Annotated in this window: 14 protein-coding genes; 5 read left to right on the top strand and 9 right to left on the bottom strand. The window is 37.5% G+C overall.

Annotated elements, in window-relative coordinates; genetic code table 11:
• Window positions 1–97 precede the first annotated feature (97 nt).
• Window positions 98–1,954, top strand: a complete 1,857-nt coding sequence (locus tag BT999_RS07730) for an aldehyde ferredoxin oxidoreductase family protein (protein WP_072697207.1) — start codon at window positions 98–100, stop codon at window positions 1,952–1,954.
• A gap of 171 nt (window positions 1,955–2,125) precedes the next feature.
• Here BT999_RS07730 and BT999_RS07735 read toward each other — a convergent pair whose 3' ends face one another.
• The 4 genes from BT999_RS07735 to aroE form a co-directional block, all read right to left on the bottom strand.
• On the bottom strand, window positions 2,126–2,389 hold the full coding sequence (locus BT999_RS07735) for an Hpt domain-containing protein (RefSeq protein ID WP_342741875.1): 264 nt from the start codon (window positions 2,387–2,389) through the stop codon (window positions 2,126–2,128).
• A gap of 92 nt (window positions 2,390–2,481) precedes the next feature.
• On the bottom strand, window positions 2,482–2,832 hold the full coding sequence (locus BT999_RS07740; protein WP_072697209.1) for an Hpt domain-containing protein: 351 nt from the start codon (window positions 2,830–2,832) through the stop codon (window positions 2,482–2,484).
• 52 nt (window positions 2,833–2,884) lie between these two features.
• Complete coding sequence (locus tag BT999_RS07745; protein WP_072697210.1) at window positions 2,885–3,493, bottom strand: tetratricopeptide repeat protein; 609 nt, start codon at window positions 3,491–3,493, stop codon at window positions 2,885–2,887.
• 127 nt (window positions 3,494–3,620) lie between these two features.
• Window positions 3,621–4,502: a shikimate dehydrogenase gene (gene aroE / locus BT999_RS07750; RefSeq protein WP_072697211.1), complete on the bottom strand. Its 882-nt coding sequence runs from the start codon at window positions 4,500–4,502 to the stop codon at window positions 3,621–3,623.
• A gap of 115 nt (window positions 4,503–4,617) precedes the next feature.
• On the opposite strand from aroE, the gene BT999_RS07755 reads away from it, so the two are divergent.
• Window positions 4,618–5,253 carry a nucleotide exchange factor GrpE gene (locus BT999_RS07755; RefSeq protein WP_084650645.1) on the top strand — a complete coding sequence of 212 codons (636 nt, stop codon included), beginning with the start codon at window positions 4,618–4,620 and terminating at the stop codon, window positions 5,251–5,253.
• Between the two features lie 172 nt (window positions 5,254–5,425).
• Here BT999_RS07755 and BT999_RS07760 read toward each other — a convergent pair whose 3' ends face one another.
• The 5 genes from BT999_RS07760 to BT999_RS07780 all read right to left on the bottom strand — a co-directional run bounded on the left by BT999_RS07760 (window position 5,426) and on the right by BT999_RS07780 (window position 12,797).
• A complete protein-coding gene (locus BT999_RS07760; RefSeq protein ID WP_072697212.1) occupies window positions 5,426–6,328 on the bottom strand; it encodes a DUF6414 family protein in 903 nt (300 codons plus the stop codon).
• Window positions 6,329–6,464: 136 nt separating this feature from the next.
• Window positions 6,465–9,293: a DNA polymerase I gene (polA, locus tag BT999_RS07765; RefSeq protein ID WP_072697213.1), complete on the bottom strand. Its 2,829-nt coding sequence runs from the start codon at window positions 9,291–9,293 to the stop codon at window positions 6,465–6,467.
• A gap of 340 nt (window positions 9,294–9,633) precedes the next feature.
• Window positions 9,634–10,107: a ferritin-like domain-containing protein gene (locus BT999_RS07770; RefSeq protein ID WP_072697214.1), complete on the bottom strand. Its 474-nt coding sequence runs from the start codon at window positions 10,105–10,107 to the stop codon at window positions 9,634–9,636.
• 36 nt (window positions 10,108–10,143) lie between these two features.
• Window positions 10,144–11,517, bottom strand: a complete 1,374-nt coding sequence (locus tag BT999_RS07775; RefSeq protein ID WP_072697248.1) for a glucose-6-phosphate isomerase — start codon at window positions 11,515–11,517, stop codon at window positions 10,144–10,146.
• Between the two features lie 104 nt (window positions 11,518–11,621).
• Window positions 11,622–12,797 (bottom strand): pyridoxal phosphate-dependent aminotransferase, encoded by a 1,176-nt coding sequence (locus BT999_RS07780; RefSeq protein ID WP_072697215.1) that lies wholly within the window; start codon window positions 12,795–12,797, stop codon window positions 11,622–11,624.
• A gap of 951 nt (window positions 12,798–13,748) precedes the next feature.
• Between BT999_RS07780 and BT999_RS07785 the strand changes: the two genes are divergently transcribed.
• The 3 genes from BT999_RS07785 to BT999_RS07795 all read left to right on the top strand — a co-directional run bounded on the left by BT999_RS07785 (window position 13,749) and on the right by BT999_RS07795 (window position 18,322).
• On the top strand, window positions 13,749–16,055 hold the full coding sequence (locus BT999_RS07785) for a type I secretion system permease/ATPase (RefSeq protein WP_084650651.1): 2,307 nt from the start codon (window positions 13,749–13,751) through the stop codon (window positions 16,053–16,055).
• A gap of 90 nt (window positions 16,056–16,145) precedes the next feature.
• Complete coding sequence (locus tag BT999_RS07790; protein WP_072697217.1) at window positions 16,146–17,486, top strand: HlyD family type I secretion periplasmic adaptor subunit; 1,341 nt, start codon at window positions 16,146–16,148, stop codon at window positions 17,484–17,486.
• 155 nt (window positions 17,487–17,641) lie between these two features.
• Entirely contained in the window at window positions 17,642–18,322 is a 681-nt protein-coding gene (locus BT999_RS07795; protein WP_072697218.1) for a transglutaminase-like cysteine peptidase, read from the top strand.
• The last annotated feature ends 75 nt before the right edge of the window (window positions 18,323–18,397 follow it).

Here is an 18,397-nt window from a genome sequence, read left to right on the forward strand (position 1 = left end):
CGGAGCAAATTTATTTTAATCTTTAATATATAATAATTATTAAGTTTTTTAACATCATATATTGATGTGAATTTTAAACTTAGAAAGTGAGGACAATATGGCTTTTGGTTATAATGGAAAGATACTCCATGTTGATTTAAGTAAAGGTGAATGTACTGTAGAAACTCCCGATGAAGTATTTTATCGTACTTATTGGGGTGGTGGTGCGTTAGCAAGTTATTACTTGTTGAAATTTATCCCTAAAGGTGCTGATGCTTTAGGACCGGATAACGTTTTGGTATTTGCAACTTCAGTTCTTTGCGGTGCACCTCTTTCAGGGTTCTCTCGTTTTACTGTTGCAGCTAAAAATCCATTAACCAATGGTTTTGGAGAATCTGAAGCCGGTGGTTATTTTGGACCGGAATTAAAACATGCCGGTTATGATGCTGTTGTATTTCGTGGAAAATCAGCAAAACCTGTTTATCTTTGGATCAAAGACGGAAAAGCTGAACTGCGTGATGCATCAAAAGTTTGGGGTAAAGAAAATGCCCAGTGTCAAGATATGATTCGTGAAGAACTCAGCGAACCAAAAGCCAGAGTTGCATCTATCGGACCAGCCGGTGAAAAACAAGTTTTATTCGCTTGTATTATGAACGAATTGGCTCACGCCAACGGTCGTTGCGGAATGGGTGCGGTTATGGGTTCTAAAAACCTTAAAGCCGTTGTTTGTCTTGGAAACGAAGAAAGCATAGAATATGCCGATGCCGAAGCTTTGAAAGAAGTTGGAAGCTGGCATCGTAAAGCCATTGCTGCTCATATGCCAAACGTAAACCTTGGTAAATTTGGTACACCTATGCACGTTATGGCACAACAAAACGCAGGTATCTTGCCTACTCGTAACTGGAAAGAAGGCGTTTTTGAACATGCCGAGGCTATTGGTTTACCGGGCTATGAAAAAATATTGAAAAAACGTCATACCTGTTACAAGTGTTCTGTTGCTTGTAAACGTGTTGTTACTTGTGTTTCTGATGAGCGTTACGGCGGTCCTGAATATGAAACATTGGCAGCTCTTGGTTCTTTGTGTGGCGTTGGTGATTTAGAAGCGGTTTGTAAAGGACATGAGCGTTGTAACGCCCTTGGTCTTGATACCGTTGGAACAGGAGCTGTTGTAGCTTTTGCCATGGAAATGATGGAAAAAGGCATTACCAAACTGAGCGACGGACGCACCATTAAATTTGGCGACAAAAACGGTATGGTTGAGCTAGTTGAAATGATCGCCAATCGCAAAGATTTGGGCGATATTTTGGCTCTCGGCATTCAAAGAGCTGGTAAAAAGATTGGTAACGGTGCGGAAGAACTTAACTTTACTGTTAAAGGACAAGAACCAGCTTTCCACGATCCTCGTGGTAAAACCGGCGTTGGAATGGGCTTTGCTCTTTCTCCTACCGGTGCTGATCATATTGAAGCCCCTCACGAAGTTGCCTTCCAAGGTGATGCTGTAAAAATGATTAAACCTTTAGGTATTTTAGAACCACCTAAACCTTTATCTAATGATGCCGAAAAAGTACGTTATTTTATATACGGTCAACAAACTTGGGCAATGAACAACACTTTAAGCATTTGTAACTTTGTTGTTGCTCCTATTTTTGCTATGAGCTACGCTAAGCTTTGTGAGGCTGTTCAAGCTATTACAGGTTGGGAAACTTCCTTGTTTGAACTTATGAAGGCGGCGGAACGTTCTATTGTTTTAGCTCGTATGTTTAACGCTCGCGAAGGGTTAGATCGTAAAGACGACAAGCTCTTTAAGCGTTTATACGAAGCTCTTCCTGCCGGTCCTTCAGCCGGTAAAAAGATTGACGAAGCCGAATTCCGTAAGGCTTTAGACCTTTATTATGATATGGTCGGTTGGGACGAAAACGGTATTCCACGTAAGGGTACCTTGCACCAGCTTAACCTTGGTTTTTTAGCTGAGTAGAGATTAAATATTAAAAAGACCGTTACATTTTTTGGTGTAACGGTCTTTTTTTGTATATAAGACTATTATAACCCATAATTTTGAGTTACTTTTTTTGTTGAGTTGCTTTTTTTTGTAATTTTTGAAAGTTTTTTTCGGCGAAAGCCTTTTTGAGTCTATTGCAAATATTATCTATATTTTATTTAAGGCTTCAATTAATTGTTCTTTTGTTTGTTCGAGAATGGCTAAGTTTTTTTCTGCTTCTTCCGCTTTTTCATCTCGGCAACTATATTCCAAAAGTGTGGCAATTTCTCTTAAGTCTTCGGCTCCGACTATTGCCAAAGTGCCTTTAAGAGAGTGTGCCATACGCATGGCATCGTGCCATTGTTGAGCCTTCATTGCATTTTTAATGCTGTTTAAATTTCCGACTAATGATTGGGCAAGGGAAAATTTAATTTTCCTGTAAAATTAGTTGTTTTGCAATTGTCTTATCAGCTTGAAAATATTAAAAATACCGTTACATTTTTTGGTGTAACGGTCTTTTTTTGTTATATTTTATTTAAGGCTTCAATTAATTGTTCTTTTGTTTGTTTGAGAATGGCTAAGTTTTTTTCGGCTTCTTCCGCTTTTTCATCTCGGCAACTATATTCCAAAAGTGTGGCAATTTCTCTTAAGTCTTCGGCTCCGACTATTGCCAAAGTGCCTTTAAGAGAGTGTGCCATACGCATGGCGTCGTGCCATTGTTGAGCCTTCATTGCATTTTTAATACTGGTTAAATTTCCGACTAATGATTGGGCAAAGGTGTGTGATATTTCTTGAAACAAAGGCAGGTCGCCGATGCGTTCAAAGGCTTCTTTGGTATTTAAGGGAGCTATTTTTAGTGGTTGTGCTGTTGTCATTTTAATTTACCTTTTAATTTACCTTTTAAATTACCTTAGTTAAGTTTACCTATTATAAACAATGTCCGGCCTCTTTCGCTAAATTTAAACCGCCACAATCTCCGTTAAGACACGCTTTATTGAAATCTTCACAAGCAGCCTCAACTTTTTCCAATAAGACGTTGAGAGTTCCTCTAAAGTTATACGCACGGTGTTGATGTGGGTTTATTCTAATTGACTCGTCTAAATCTCGTTGTGCTCCTATTGTATTGCCGCTGTGCATTGAAACAAGACCACGATAGGCGTAGTTCATAGCACTTGGGTCAAGCCTGATTGCCTTGGTTATATCATCAAAGGCTTCTTCCCACTTGGTAAGTTCGCTTAAAGCCAAACCTCGCCAAAGATAGGCTTCGGCATAGTTTGGTTCAAGTTGAATTACTTTATTTAAGAGAGCTATGGCTTGTTCCGGGTCAGAACAATTGTCTTCGGTTTCCCACAACGCATAGGCGAGTGCAAAGGAGTCTTTTGCCTCTTGGCTGTATTCTTGTTTTTGTGGTGCTTGTGTTGTCTGTGTTTCTTGTTTTGTGCTGTTAACATTAAAGATTGAACAAGCACAAAGCGTTAAAGTTAATAAGGTTAAAAAGCTTAATTTGATTATTGTATTTAACAAAGAAGATTTCATATTTTTATCCGTTTAAGTTAAAGCGTTAATATAAGTTTATTAAAAAAACATCAAGCAAAATCGAAATAATTTTTTAAAAAGTTTATATAAATTAGCATGATAAAGATTAATCAACTCGCGGTTCGGCTTAAAGTGCTTTTTTGATTATATTCAAGACTTGATTATAATCTAAATCATGTCCTGTCCATCTTTTAAATTGAGCCAAGCCTTGTTCAATAAACATGGGCAGTCCGTTTAAAGTTAGGCGATTTTGAGCTTTTGCCGTTTTCAAAAATACTGTTTCGGCGGGGCTATAGATAAGGTCATAGGCAATAAACAAGTTGTTGAGCTTGTTTTCTTTGATTGGATTTATAGTAAAGTCAGGCAGGGGGCTTAAACTTTCCCTCTCGCCCTTTAAACCCAAGGGGGTTGAATTTACTAAAATATTTGTTGGAAGTTCCGCCCTTTTTTCCCACGCTATGGTTTTAATATTAAACTCTGTGGCGAGTTCTTCGGCTTGTTCTTTGCGTCTGGCAGTAATTTGAATATCGTTACAGCCCATTTTTTTTAGACCAATAATTGCCGCTCTGGCTGCTCCGCCGGCCCCTAAAATAAGAGAGCTGTAATCTTTTAAAAGGAGTTTCGAGTCGTAAGATTCTGATTTATCAGTGTGTTTTATTATCATTTTTTCTAAAGGTAGAGAAAATCCGATAATATCGGTATTATCTCCGCAAAGTTGTGTATCTTCCCAATAGATTGTATTAACTGCTCCGGCTTGTTTGGCTTCGGGTGTGATTTTATCTAAAAAAGGAATTACGGCTTCTTTGTGTGGAATTGTAACGCTTAAGCCGCTAATTGGAAGCTGACGCAGGCTTTGCATAAACGCATTTAACTCAGCTTTTTGTTTTTCAAAGCGAAAATATGCTCCGGGGTAATTTAAGGTTTGAAAGCCAAAGTTGTGCAATAGCGGGCTTAGACTGTGTCCTAGCGGATAACCCAAAATTCCGAATATTTTTTGTGGTATGAACATAATAAATTAAGTATTGTTAAAGATATTTGCCGATTAATCTTGACATGCTGACAAGGGTGATTACTAATATAGCTTAGTATAATATTTTTTATATCAAAATGCCAGAGAGAGTTTTATGAGCAAAAAAAATCCTTACAGCCAATATTCAAAACCTGCAACAAACGACCCTAATTTAATAGTAAATGATGATTTAAGCGGGCTTTCTAATCTTATGCCCGATCATGAACAAACCCCTGAAGAAGTTTTGTTGGAAGATTCCAAAGCGTTAACAGACGATGAATTGGCTATTTTGGCAAGAGAGCGTATTTGTGCGAGTTGTAACGTTAACAAAGAAGCGGAAGAAGCACAGTTGCGTGCCTTGGCTGATTTAGATAACGCCCGCAAGCGTTTGAACAAAGAAAAAGAAGAAGTTTTACGCTTTGCCTCGGAAGGGGTAATTGGCGATTTATTGCCGACTTTAGACACTCTTGATTTGGCGATAGAACACGCTAAAGGTCAAGAAGAGTGTAAAAATTTTGTTGTTGGCGTTGAAATGACTCGTAAAATGTTTTTAGAAGTATTGCAAAAACGAGGGTTACAAGAGATTGGAACTTTTGGCGAACCTTTTGACCCAAAAATCCATGAAGCTGTAGGCTTAGACCAACTCCCCGATTTACCAGATAACGCTGTTGTTAAAGTTTACGGTAAGGGATATATGTTGCATGATAGATTGTTGCGAGCAGCGAAAGTAGTTGTAAATAAACTGAGTTAGCGCGATGTTTCTTGTTTGTTATGAAAATAGAGTTAACTTATTAGATCTTCTTGAAATTAGATGTTAAATTATTGTATGGATACAAACTAGCTTGTTCTATCAAGCGGACAACAGAGTTTAGTTCGAGCAATGAAAAGTTTTGTATGTGATATTTTGAATTTATAAATCACGTTTAAATACAGACTGACATTGCCATTATTCTAACTGCTGGTCCAGGAATACTTAGTTGACATATCTTTTCAATATATGGCTTTGCGATTTCAATCATCGTGTGAAATTGTAGTAACGCATTATTATTACTGGATAATAGTTTTGAGAGCATTCTAATAACTGTTGATATAAAAGATCGGCGTAATAACTCTATATTTTCACCTTGATTTATGGTTCTTGTTATTTTTCCGATGACATAAAATTTACCATCTGTGAGTTTTGCTTTTACCTCAAGTGGATCTTTACCCTTAACATCAATATCCACGACTCCAAGCTGAGCGTTTGTATTGGGATCAACCATAATCATTTCAAGCAATGATGATTTGAGGTAATCTTTTTCAACACTGTCAAGTATCTTGCTAATTAAATTATCATATTGCACTAGTTCACTCTTAATTTGTTTATTAAAAAAATCAGGTTTTAGTTTATAGCCAAAATCATGGAGAACTTTTACAATTAACGGAGTAGATGTTTTAAGCGTTTCAATTATGGAATAAAAATCTAATGGCTTTAATATGGCTTCAATCTCTATATAGTTTTTAGATGTTGTCATTTTATCCATACTTTCAAATGGTACTAACTCATTCTTGCTACGAAGCTCATCAATGACAGACATATGGAGTCCACCAGTTGTGTAGCTCTTAGCGAGTTTTTCTTGTTGTAAAGATTGGGATGTTGCCTCTAATCCCCCAGAAATATTAAGTAACTCTGTTAAGAACTTCATGCCCAAAGATAATTCTCCTTTTTTTGCAGAAGAAGTTTCACTTGATACCTCAATACTTGTAGTGATGCCTCGGAAAAGATATGCCGCACAATTAAGCATCATTGTCTCATTTAGGTAAACTGGTTCCAAAAATGTACTCATATCAATCTCCTATTATTTCATACATTATTATATATTCTTTTAACTGTCTAGATATAATTGACTATTGACGATAAAAATAGCTTTGATTATAAAAGTATTTATAGCGAATCAAAGACTTAATATTCTATTGAGTTTATTAATGAGCCTTACTCCAGTCTTCGCCAGTCCCCCATTCAACCAGGAGCGGAATGCTGAGTTTTTCTCCGTTTGGGGCGATATTGCTCATTAATTCGGCGAGTCTTTGCCCTGCTTTTTCGGCATTTTCTTTTGGCACTTCCAAAATCAGTTCATCGTGAATTTGTAAGATTAAAGTGGCGTTTAATTCTTTTAAGAGGCTGTCTTGTTCGACTGCGAGCATAGCGAGTTTGATAATATCCGCTGCACTGCCTTGAATTCTGGTATTAATCGCTTGCCTTCTGGCTTGAGAAGCGACTTGACTGTTTTGTGAATTTATTTCCGGAGTAAGTCTGCGTCTACCTGTCATTGTGCAGACAAAGCCGTTTTCTTTGGCTTCGTCTTCTATACTTTGATAAAAAGTTTTTAGGCGTTTAAGTCCGACAAAGTAACGTTCAATAAAACGTTTGGCATCAGCCATGCTTATTTTTAATTCTTTGGCGAGTTTTTGAGCCCCCATACCGTAAATCAGCCCAAAGTTAATGGTTTTTGCCGCTCTGCGTTCATCAGGCGTAATTAAACTTTTATCTTTTTCAAAAATAACCCCGGCGGTGCGTTGGTGAATATCTTCATTATTACGAAACGCCTCAAGCAAGGTCGGGTCTTGCGATAGGTGTGCCAAAATACGCAATTCTACTTGAGAATAATCGGCGGAAACCAAGACGCAAGAGTCTTTTGCACCAAAACAAGCCCTCATGCGTTCTCCAAATTTTCCCCTTATGGGAATATTTTGTAAATTAGGGTCGCTAGACGACAAACGCCCTGTGGCTGTGGCTTTTTGATTAAAATGAGTGTGAATTCTAAGCTCTTTGTCGGCAAGTTTCGGAAGTGGTTCAAGATAGGTGGAACGCAGTTTTTCAAGAGTTCGATATTCTAAAATCATTTCCACGATAGGGTGGGCTTCAGATAAACGCTCTAAACTTTCTTGTGCCGTGCTGGCTTGTCCGCCTTTGGTTTTTCCGGCTTTTGGTAATTTGAGTTTTTCATATAAAATATCGCCAAGTTGTTGAGAAGAGCGAATATTAAAGTTTTGCCCGGCTGCCTGATAAATCTGATTTGTGAGTGTGTCTAAATTATTTTGAACTTCGTCCAAAAAGACTTTAAAGGCTTCGGGGCGAATTTTTACGCCTGCTTTTTCCATTTTAAATAAGACCGCAACCAAGGGTTGTTCCAGTTTTTGCATTAATTCCAAGAGGTTTAAGGCGTGTAATCTGTTTTTTAAGTCTGTATATAAATTTGCGATAAAGCTGTTTAACGTATTTAAGTCGGAAGTTAATTCAGGCTGAATCAAGGGAGCATTACGCTTTAGCAAGGTTTCCCAGCTATAATCTCGTTCTTCTGGGTTAATAAGATAGGCTGCCAAACCTAAATCAAAAAATTGGGTTGAGGGGAACTGGGTAAATAATTCAGCGTCATGATAAAGTTGTTTTAAATCTGCGGTAATAATCTTAAATTGTTCAGTATTTTCCCTATCGTTTTTCTGGTCATTTTTCGCATGTGGCACTAGTTTTAAAAGTTGTTCTACCAAAATATTTAAGGGTTTGTTATAGGTAAAAATCCAATTATTTTGAGCTATTATATATCCATTGTCTTTTGTGGATACCAAAATTAAATTTTGCGTTTGATCTATTTGTGGTAACTCTTTGAGATCGTTAATTGTTTTCAAGCTATGATAGTTTGGGGTTAGCTCTCTTGAGAGTTCAAATAATGAGGCTTGTTCTTTGGTTGTAAGGTTAAGTTCTGGTTCGGGGATAATAAAGTTTTTTTCTTTTTGTGTTTTTGGTTGTTCAAAATTTGTCAGTAAATTACTGCTGTTAGTTGCAATTTTATTTTTTAAGGTTTCGCCAACTTCTTTGGCTTTTAATCCACCGTTTTCGGAGAAAAACCCGCTTCTGTGCATTGAAGCCAGTTCTCTGACTGTGGTACGCAATTCGTATTGTTCCAAAAGGCTGATCGCATCTTCAATTTTTGGAGGATTAACCTTTATTTCATCAGGGTTTTCAAAGGGTGTACAATCTTCTTTTAATCTGGTTAATTCACGAAAAAGTTTTGCTTCGTCAATTTTGCCTTCTATTTTTCCGCGTATTTTTACGGGAACTTTATTGATATTCTCTTCGAGTTCTTCGAGCGTGGCATATTCTTTTAATAACACAGAGGCGGTTTTTGGCCCGACCCCTTGAAGCCCGGGAATATTATCGCTCGAATCGCCGATAAGGGCCTGATAGTCTGGCCAACTTGTGGGTTTAAAACCTGTTTCAGCGATAAAGCTTTCGAGGGTGGTAAGGCGTTCGTCTTTTCCCGAAGGATCCCAAAGTACAATATTTTCAGTAATACATTGTTTTAAGTCTTTATCAGCCCCAACAAGCACAACGGGATAATGTTTGGAAAACTTTTTTGCCATTGAAGCAAGGCAATCGTCAGCTTCACATTTATCAGAGACAAGGGTTGTAATGCCAAAGCTTTGAATAATATTTAAAATCGGTTCAATTTGTAAAATCAGCTGTTCGGGCGTAGCGGTTCTATTGGCTTTATATGCCTGATAAAGTTCATGTCTAAAATTTTTTCCTTTTCCGTCAACAACAAAGACCATACGTTTTGGGCGACGTTCTCGTAAAATTTTTAAGATTAAACGACTGACAATAAAAAGAATATTGGTGGGAAATCCGTCACTGCGAGTCATTTCTCGTTGAGCGTAAAAAGCACGATGAATAAAGGCAGAACCGTCGATAAGATAAATCGAGTCTGATTGTTTATCGTGTTGGGCTTCGTGGCTTAGTAGAGCGTCGTTCATGATAGATCCCTTAAATGCTGTTTTTTGTGTTTTTATAAATATATCTGATAGATATTAATTAGTTATGTAAATTGGTTCTGTAAAATAAAAAAGTGTTATACGATGAGCATAACACTTTAAGACCATTGCAAAACTCCGTTTTGCGTTCTTTTTCCATCGTTTTATGCTCTGTATACACATATCATAAAACGAATTAAAACACAAAAACACTCATTTTACAGGAAAATTAAATTTTCCTTATTCGTGATTTTTGGAGTGTCTTTCTGGCGAAAACCACTTTGAGACTATTTTTCAATAGTCTAACTTTTTTTAAATAATTAAATAATTTATGATTGTATAGTTAAATTAACCACTTGGCTAACATGCGTAAGTGTTTTCTTTCTTCTTCGATACATTCATCAATGAATTTTTGTTCACTTTCCGGAACTAATCTTTTCATTTCCACAAAGAAAACGATAGTATCTTTTTCAAAACTCATGGCTTTACGCACGGCTTTTTTCACGTCGAGTTGTTCGGCTTCGAGGCTTGCTAAGGTTTCGGAGTCAAAGATAGAGTGGGAATCAACCAACGATTTAATATATAAGGCATATTCTTCATCATTGCTGTCTGTGGGAAGTTCGACTCCGCCGAGGCGTTTTACCATATCTTGAAAGATTTTTTCGTGTCTGGTTTCTTCGACTGAAAAGAAAGCAAAAAACTTACGGCTTTCTTCATCATTAGCGGCTTCGGCGGCTTTGCGATAAAATTCTTGTCCTTTACGTTCAATTTCACAGGCTGTATTTGCGATTTCACTCGCTTTAAAAAAATTTGCCATTGGTGGTCTCCTTAACGAGTTTATTGTTTTATTAAGTTAAAAGTTATGGTTAAGAGGTTTTACGGCTAAAAAATTAGCAAGATCTTCCTTTTCTTCCGTATAGCCGGTTGCCCCTAAGCGGGCGTTTGCCAAACGTTTACCCAATTCAACAGCGGGTTGATCAATTGGGTTAATGTCTAAAAGCCAACCGGTTAAAACCGTTGTAATTTCCAACAACATCATTAAACTTCCGGCGGAATATTCCGAGTCAGACCCCATCACCATATTGACAACAGGAACCTCGGATTTGTTAAGAGCCATGCGTGTTCCCAGTGTTTCGGCTTCGAGTAAAACGCCGAACGGACGACCACGCAGATAGCTCCATTCTTCCGGTAAGTCTTGGGGAAAAATTAAACCTGAGGGTTCTTTATTATAGGATAAAAATAAACATGCCTTATCTTTTGGGCCGTCTAAAAACATTTGTTGGGTTGAATGTTGATCGGTTACGCCGACCGCCGGAACAGGCATTGAGCCTTTTCCTTCTTTGCCGAGGCTTTCTGCCCAAAGCTGGGTAAACCAGTTTCCAAAACATGCCCAAGCCGGGATATAAGAAAAGAAAATAATCTGGTTATAGCCCTTTTCCATTAAAACATTGTTCCAGATTGCAAGTTTCCAAGCGGCATGTTTTTCTAAAGCGTGAGCCATATCTTGATCTGAGTTTATCGCATTCACAAAAGCGGAAGCGGTTGCACAAGCCCCTTTAAGCAGAGCGTGGCAGTCTACTCCTAAAAATAAAGCAGGCACAAGACCCACAGCCGATAAAGCCGAGTAACGTCCGCCGAGATTATCGGGAACGGGCAAAGTTTTTATCGTATGTTTTGTGGCTTCTTCTCTTAAAAAACCTTTATTTTGATCGGTAATCATCAAAACATGGTCTTTCCATTGGGTTTTTATTTTCTTTTCGAGCCATTGTTTCACTAAAAAATATTGCCCGAGTGTTTCTATTGTCCCGCCTGACTTGCTGATTACAACAACAACAGTATCGTTTGGAGGCAGGGAGTTGAAGAGAGCTTCCAAGCTTTCGGAGTCAACATTATCGGCAATCCACAAACATTTTCCATTGTGTTCGGGGCGATCTTGGGCGGGGGCAAAAGCTTTTTGAATAGCCCTAGCTCCGAGAGCCGAGCCGCCAATTCCCAATACCAACATATGTTTAAAGTTTTTCAACCACCCTTGAATATTCGCCAAATCTTTTTCCAGAGCGTCTTTAAAAGGTAAGTTTAGAAAAGGCAACTTTCCTTCTTTTAACTCTTGATTTAAGCGAGACGCCATAGGTTTTAAACGAGCGGCGAAGCTTGTTTTTGTTAAATCAACTTCGGATAAACGCCCTGTTAACGCACGACTCCAGTCAAGGTAATTGTGGTGATGCATATTGACTCCCATTATTTTGTCCGTCTTTAATAAGTACAATGGCTGCGTTTTCTTAAAAAAAGTATTTTGCCATAGTTTTAAAGGTTAAGGTTTGGAAGCGTTTTTTATAATTTGAATAAGATATTTTCTATTTTTTCAAGGGCTTCGACCAAGGTTTTATCATCGGTTGCGTATGATAAGCGAATACAACGATCGTCGCCAAAGGCTATTCCCGGAACAGCCGCCACACCTGCTTTTTCAAGCAAAAGATTGCATAAAGATGTGGAATCGGGAACTTGAGGCGTATAATGTTTATGAACATCAGGGAAAATATAAAAAGCACCCTCAGGTTTAGGACAGGTTACATCTTTCCATTTGCTGATTATTGAATATGCCAAGTCTCTGCGTCTTGCAAAAACTTTATTCATTTCTTTAACGCAATCAAAAGAACCGTTTAGTGCGGCTTGAGTTGCTTTTTGAGCAATAGAGCAAACGTTTGCCGTGCTTTGTCCTTGTAATTTTCCCATAGCCTTAATTATTTCTTCGGAGCCTAAAACATAACCCACTCGCCAACCGGTCATGGCGAAACTTTTTGCCAATCCGTTAACGATAACGATGTTGTTTGGTGATTTTTTCCACCACGGGGAAAGGCTTATAGGTTTTATCGGGTCATAAACAAGTTGGTCATAAATTTCATCTGAGATCACGATTAAATTTTTGGAAATTGCCCATTTCACTAAAGTATCGAGTTCTTCTTGGGTATAACAAACGCCCGTTGGGTTAGACGGAGAGTTTAAAATAAGAGCTTTTGTTTTATTGGTGAAACGTTTTTCCAGACTTTTGACGTTGATTTTAAAATTTTCTTCGGCAGAGGCTGCAACAGTAACGGGAACGGCATCAGCGAGTTCTACCATATCAGGATAACTTACCCAGTAAGGAGCAGGAATTAAAACTTCGTCGCCCGGGTTAAGAATTGTTTGAAATATATTATAAAGCCCTTGTTTTCCACCGTTAGTCAACATTACTTCATCTATATTTGCGTCAACATTATAAAACTTTTTGAAATAACCGCAAACTGCTTCTAAAACTTCAGGTAATCCACGGCTTTGAGTATAGCGAGTAAAACCATCGTCAATAGCTTTTTTGGCAGCATCGCAAATATGTTGTGGCGTATTGAAATCAGGCTCGCCAAGAGATAAGCTTAATATCTTTTTCCCTTCTGCTTTAAGTTTTTTGGCTTTTGCACTAACGGCAAGTGTGGCTGAGGGTTTTAATTTTTTTAGTCTTTGAGAAATATCCATTTTTTGCTCCTGCTTTTATTTAAAGAATAGCATAAGATGATTGTTTGCAATAATATAAAGTAAAAAGTTAAAATAAGCTATGAAAAAATCATTGTAAAACTTTTAGAAAGTGGTCTTTAAGAGACTTTTTTCAAAAGTTTTTCTAAAAAACTATAATAAAAAATCAGTTTACTTTGGAAAAAAATAAAAACGTTGGTTCCTTCTGATATTTTCTGTGATTGGCTGTTGATTTTGTTTAACATCAATGATAATATCAATTCCCACTAGTATTTTTTACTTTTTGTATTATACTAATTAAAGACCATTGCAAAACTCTGTTTTGCGTACTTTTGTCATCGTTTTATGCTCTGTATACACATAGTATAAAACGTCTTAAATCACAAAAACCACTAATTTTACTTATTCGTGGTTTTTGGAGTGTCTTTCTAGCGAAAGCCACTTTGAGCCTATTGTGTAATAGTCTCAATTAAAAGTAAGTATTAAAACCGCTTTGTTGAAAATATTTCATTAAAGTATTGCTAAAAATAATGGTTCGATATAGTTTTTGAGTGTAATAAGAAGCATATTTGAGTTGAATAAATTTAACCGTTGTAATTTATTCTTTAAAATTTATAAGGAATTATTGTGTTTAAATTTTTTAAAAAAAATGAAAATCCCGAAGCCCAACCTGCCGGTAAGGCTGATGATAAGGTAAGCGAAATACAGCCCCAAGCAAATAATACTTCCCACGACGTTTTAAGTGCTAGTAGCGTGAGCGATGAAAAGAAAAGAAAAGAAAGTGAAGACGCTGAGGCAATCAACAGGCTTGATGCGTCTCAAACTTCGTTTGCGTCAACTGCTCCAAATTCTTCGGGCCCAAGCTTATATGATCGAACTTACGCTCCTCAATCTATGCCGACGTCTCCTTTGCAAGCTGGGCAAGCCGGGCAATCTGGGCAAATGGGACAACAAATGGGACAACAGGCTGCACAACAGCTTGGCAGTATTTATGGTGCTACTCCGCCAAGAGGTGTAAGCATTCCCCCAAACCCTTCTGATATTGATTATGATCCGCCCCTGATCCAGTGTATTGCAACTTTGTTTAAATTAAACGGTAAACCTGTTTCCACTAAGTTATTGGTGGCAGGGTTGGCTTCGCAAGACGGGGAAATAAGTCCGTCTGCTTGTTTGCGTTCTGCTCGCAATGCCGGTTTACAATGTAAAACCGTTTATCGTCCTGATATAAACAGTATTTCTAAAATGACTTTGCCTTGTATTTTGCTTTTAAAAGACGGACGAGCTTGTGTTTTAACCCGTATTGAGGGTGTTAGGGGAGAAATATTACTTCCGGAAACCGACTTACAGCCACGTTCAATAGCGATGAGCGACTTGCAAGAAGATTATATTGGTTATGCTATTTATGCCAAGCCAGATGTTGTTTTAGACAGGCGTGCCAGTAATATTAAGCTTTTAAATTCAAAGCGTTGGTTCTGGGATACTTTTTTTAATTTCATGCCGATGTATTCGCATGTCTTTTTAGGCAGTATTGTTATCAACCTTTTGACTATTGCCGGCCCTTTGTTTTTTATGAATGTTTATGATAGGGTTGTTCCGCATAAAGCTATTTCTACTCTTTGGGTCTTGGCTATTGGTTATGCCACAGGTTTGACTTTTGATTTTATTATTCGTAATTTGCGAAGCTTTTTTACTGATGCCGCCGGTAGGAACGCCGATATTGTTTTAGCCTCAAAAATAATGCAACAACTTTTAAGTATACGCCTTGACAATAAGCCCGATTCTACAGGCTCTTTAGTAAATAATATCAGAGAGTTTGAGTCGTTAAGAGAATTTTTTAGCTCTACAACGTTGTTGGCTTTAATCGACCTTCCGTTTTTAATTATATTTTTGATTATTGTAAGTTATATTGGCGGCGTTATTTCTATCGTTGCTTGGGTGGCTGTTCCAGTGATTGTAGGCGTAGGTATTTACTTGCAGTATCCTTTACAAACCAATACGGAAAAAAGTTTTAAAGAAAATATGCAAAAAAATGCCTTATTAGTTGAAATTGTTAACGGACTCGAAACCGTTAAAACTTCGATGGCAGAAGGCAAGGTTCAAGATCGTTGGGAAAAAATCGTTGGAGAAAGTGCACGTTCTATGGCACAAAACAAACGTTTGTCAAACTTTTCCATGACTTTTACTATGTTTGCCAGTCAAATTGTTAGCGTAAGTTTAATTATATGGGGAATTTATCAAATTAAAGAGGGTGCATTAACTCAAGGTGCTTTAATTGGTGCCAATATGTTGGTTGGGCGTGCTATGGCCCCGCTTTCTCAGATTGCATCAATGTTTTCAAGACTTCAACAATCTCGTATGTCTTTAAAAGCTTTAGATGTTTTAATGACCCTTCCCACAGAGCGGATAGAGCCGGGTTCTTACGTTGAATTTGGTCATCTTGAACACTCTATTGCTTTGGAAAATGTTAGCTTTAAATATCCAAACTCCGAACGTCTTGCTTTAGATGGTGTTAACATAAAAATTAAACCCGGTGAAAAAGTCGGTATTATCGGACGCATGGGTTCGGGAAAAAGCACACTCGGGCGTTTGATAGTCGGTCTTTATCAACCTACTGAGGGTGCTATTAAATTTGGTGGAGTAGATATTCGCCAGATGGATACTTCGGAATTGCGAAGTCGAGTTGGTTATTTATCTCAGGATAACTACCTCTTTTATGGAACAGTAAGAGAAAATATTGCTTTTGGTGTTGTTAATGCCGATGATAGAATGATTTTGCGTGCTGCAAACATATCGGGCGTAACTGATTTCGTAAGGGGACACCCCGCAGGTTTCGGAATGCCCGTTGGTGAAAGAGGAATGGCCCTTTCAGGCGGTCAAAGGCAATCTGTTGCGATTGCACGTTCTTTGTTGCATGATCCTGATGTATTAATTCTTGATGAACCTTCAAGTAATATGGACAATAGTTCTGAACTTGCTTTAAAACAACGTTTGGCGGGAACTTTAGGTTCAAAAACCGTTTTGTTGATCACACACCGCCTCAGTATGTTGGATATTGTCGATAGGCTTATCATTATTGATGGTGGCAAGGTTGTTGCCGACGGTCCTAAAAAAACAGTTTTAAACTCTTTAACTTCCAATGTTGCAAATCAGAAAAACCTAAAAACTCAAACACAGCCTATTAATGCTGCAACAAATGCTCCTCAAGAAGGTCATGGCACTACTCCAAGACCTGCGAATGTTGCACAAGGAGCTGGTGAATAACCTTGAGTTTGCTGATGTTATGAGGGTTTAAGCGTTTTACATTGTGTTATATTGAATCTCAACAACAAGATGAAATAGGTTTATAAAATTATGTTTAAAAATATATTTTCAGATAAAGAGCATAAAGAGGATCTTGAGTTTATGAGTGAGGTTGACGCCGCTCTTAATCGTAAGGCTCACCCTTTAACTTATATAATTTCTGTAAGTATTCTGATCTTTTTTATTGTTTTGATTTTTTGGGCGGGACATGCCCCGATTGATCAGATGACTCGTGGTATGGGAACTGTTGTTCCGTCTCAAAGAGTAGAGGAAATCAAAAACCCCGATACAAGCATGTTAAATATTCAATCTGTAAATGTAAAAGAAAACCAGATTGTTGCTCCGGGTGATGTTTTGGTTGTTTTAAGTAACGAACAGGCAAAAAGTGTTGTGGAAGATGCTTTAAATAAAAAAGCTGAACACACAGCCGCTTTAATACGCCTTGAAGCAGAATATAACGATACTGAACCAGTATTTCCGCAAGAATTGATAGACGTAAACCCGGTTTTGGTACAAGACCAAAAAGCATTGTTTTTCTCGCGTAATGCAGACAGAGAGGCAGAAGAGAGTCGCCTTAATGCCCAGCTTGATCAGAAAAAACAAGAAGTTCAAAGTGCTATGGAGCTTAAAAAGCAAAATGAAGACAGTCTTGCCAACGCTTTGCAGCGTCGTAATATCGCCGCACCATTAGTGGCAAAAGGAACTTTTCCTCGTTTACAGTTTTTAGATATAGAACAACAAGTAAACAGTTTGCGATCAGAGGTAGAAAGAGCCGCCGGGCAAATTATCAGTGCTCAACGTGGAGTCGCTGAGGTAGAAGCCCAAATTGATCAAGTAACAACACGCTTAAATTCTCAAATTCAAGAAGAAATAGCCAAACGCCGTAGCGAGCTAAACTCTATTACGCAAATGCTTGTTGCGAGCCAAGATAGAGCCAGTCGTACAACTTTGACTGCTACTAAAAGAGCTACGGTTAAGAGAATTTTGTTAAACTCAGGCCCTGTTCAGGGCGGTCAGGCTATTTTAGAGTTATTGCCTTTAGACGGAACTTTATTGATAGAAGCTAAAATAGCCCCGGCTGATATTGGTTTTATCCATAAAGATCAGAAAGCTATGATTAAGTTTACCAGTTATGATTTTACTGTTTTTGGTGGGCTTGAAGCTTTGGTTGAATCTATTAGCGTTGATACGATAGAAGATAAAAAAGGTGAGATATTTTATACCGTTAAGTTAAGGACTATTGAGTCGGAATTAAAATATAAAGGCGAACCTTTACCGATTATTCCCGGAATGCAGGCGAGCGTAGATATTATAACCGGACAAAGAACAGTGCTTTCATATCTTTTAAAACCTATTCTTAAAGCCAAAGAAGATGCTCTAAGAGAAAGATAAGAAGTATAAGCTTTGTTTTTATAAATGGTTGTGTTAAATTTATCTGATACAGTTTGACAATTAATCTGAACAAAGGTATTTAACATATTATGTATATTTTTCATCAAATAAAAATTAGTTATATTTGTTTATAACTAGCTATGGATATTGGATAAATGGGGCTGATACATAAAAACAATCAAAAAGCTGTTTATAAAATATGGCTGATATTCTTTGCTTTGTTGTTTTTGCAACAAGGTTTAATCAGTATTTTATCAGCCAACTCTCCGCCTCGTTTATTTGGAACCGTTGAATTTAAAACTGTTTTAAAAGATATGCCCAAGTGGCAGAGAGTCTTGAGTGCAGAGAAAAAAAATCCAACGTTTACAGATCAGTTTCATACTTTATTGCCTAAAAATTTAGCAGAAAAATGGCAAACGATAGAAAAAAACTTTCCGAGTTTTTCAACGCAAGAAAAGCTAAAAGCCGTTAATATGTTTTTTAACCAATGGCCGTATCGTACTGATTCAAGCTTATTCGGACTTGAAGACTATTGGGCGACTCCTAAAGAGTTTTTAAAAAAATCAGGAGACTGTGAAGATTATGCAATAATTAAATTTTTTGCTTTAAAATACCTTGGAATCCCTGAAGAACAAATGCGGATCGTGGTTGTAAAAGATACTATTCGTAACCTCGGACATGGCGTTTTAGCCGTGTATATCGACGACAATATTTATATCCTTGATAACCTCTCAAATACGCCTTTATCTCACACCACAATCCGAAACTATCAACCGGCATTTTCATTAAATTCTCAATTTCGATGGGCTCACCTTCCTGTAAAAAAGAAAAAGTAGGCGATTGATTAAGAGTATAAAAAATGGTATAAGATTTTAACAAAATCAGTTTAAATCAAAAGGTAATCTTGTTAG

This window comes from Desulfovibrio litoralis DSM 11393 (assembly GCF_900143255.1).
Taxonomy (GTDB): domain Bacteria; phylum Desulfobacterota; class Desulfovibrionia; order Desulfovibrionales; family Desulfovibrionaceae; genus Frigididesulfovibrio_A; species Frigididesulfovibrio_A litoralis.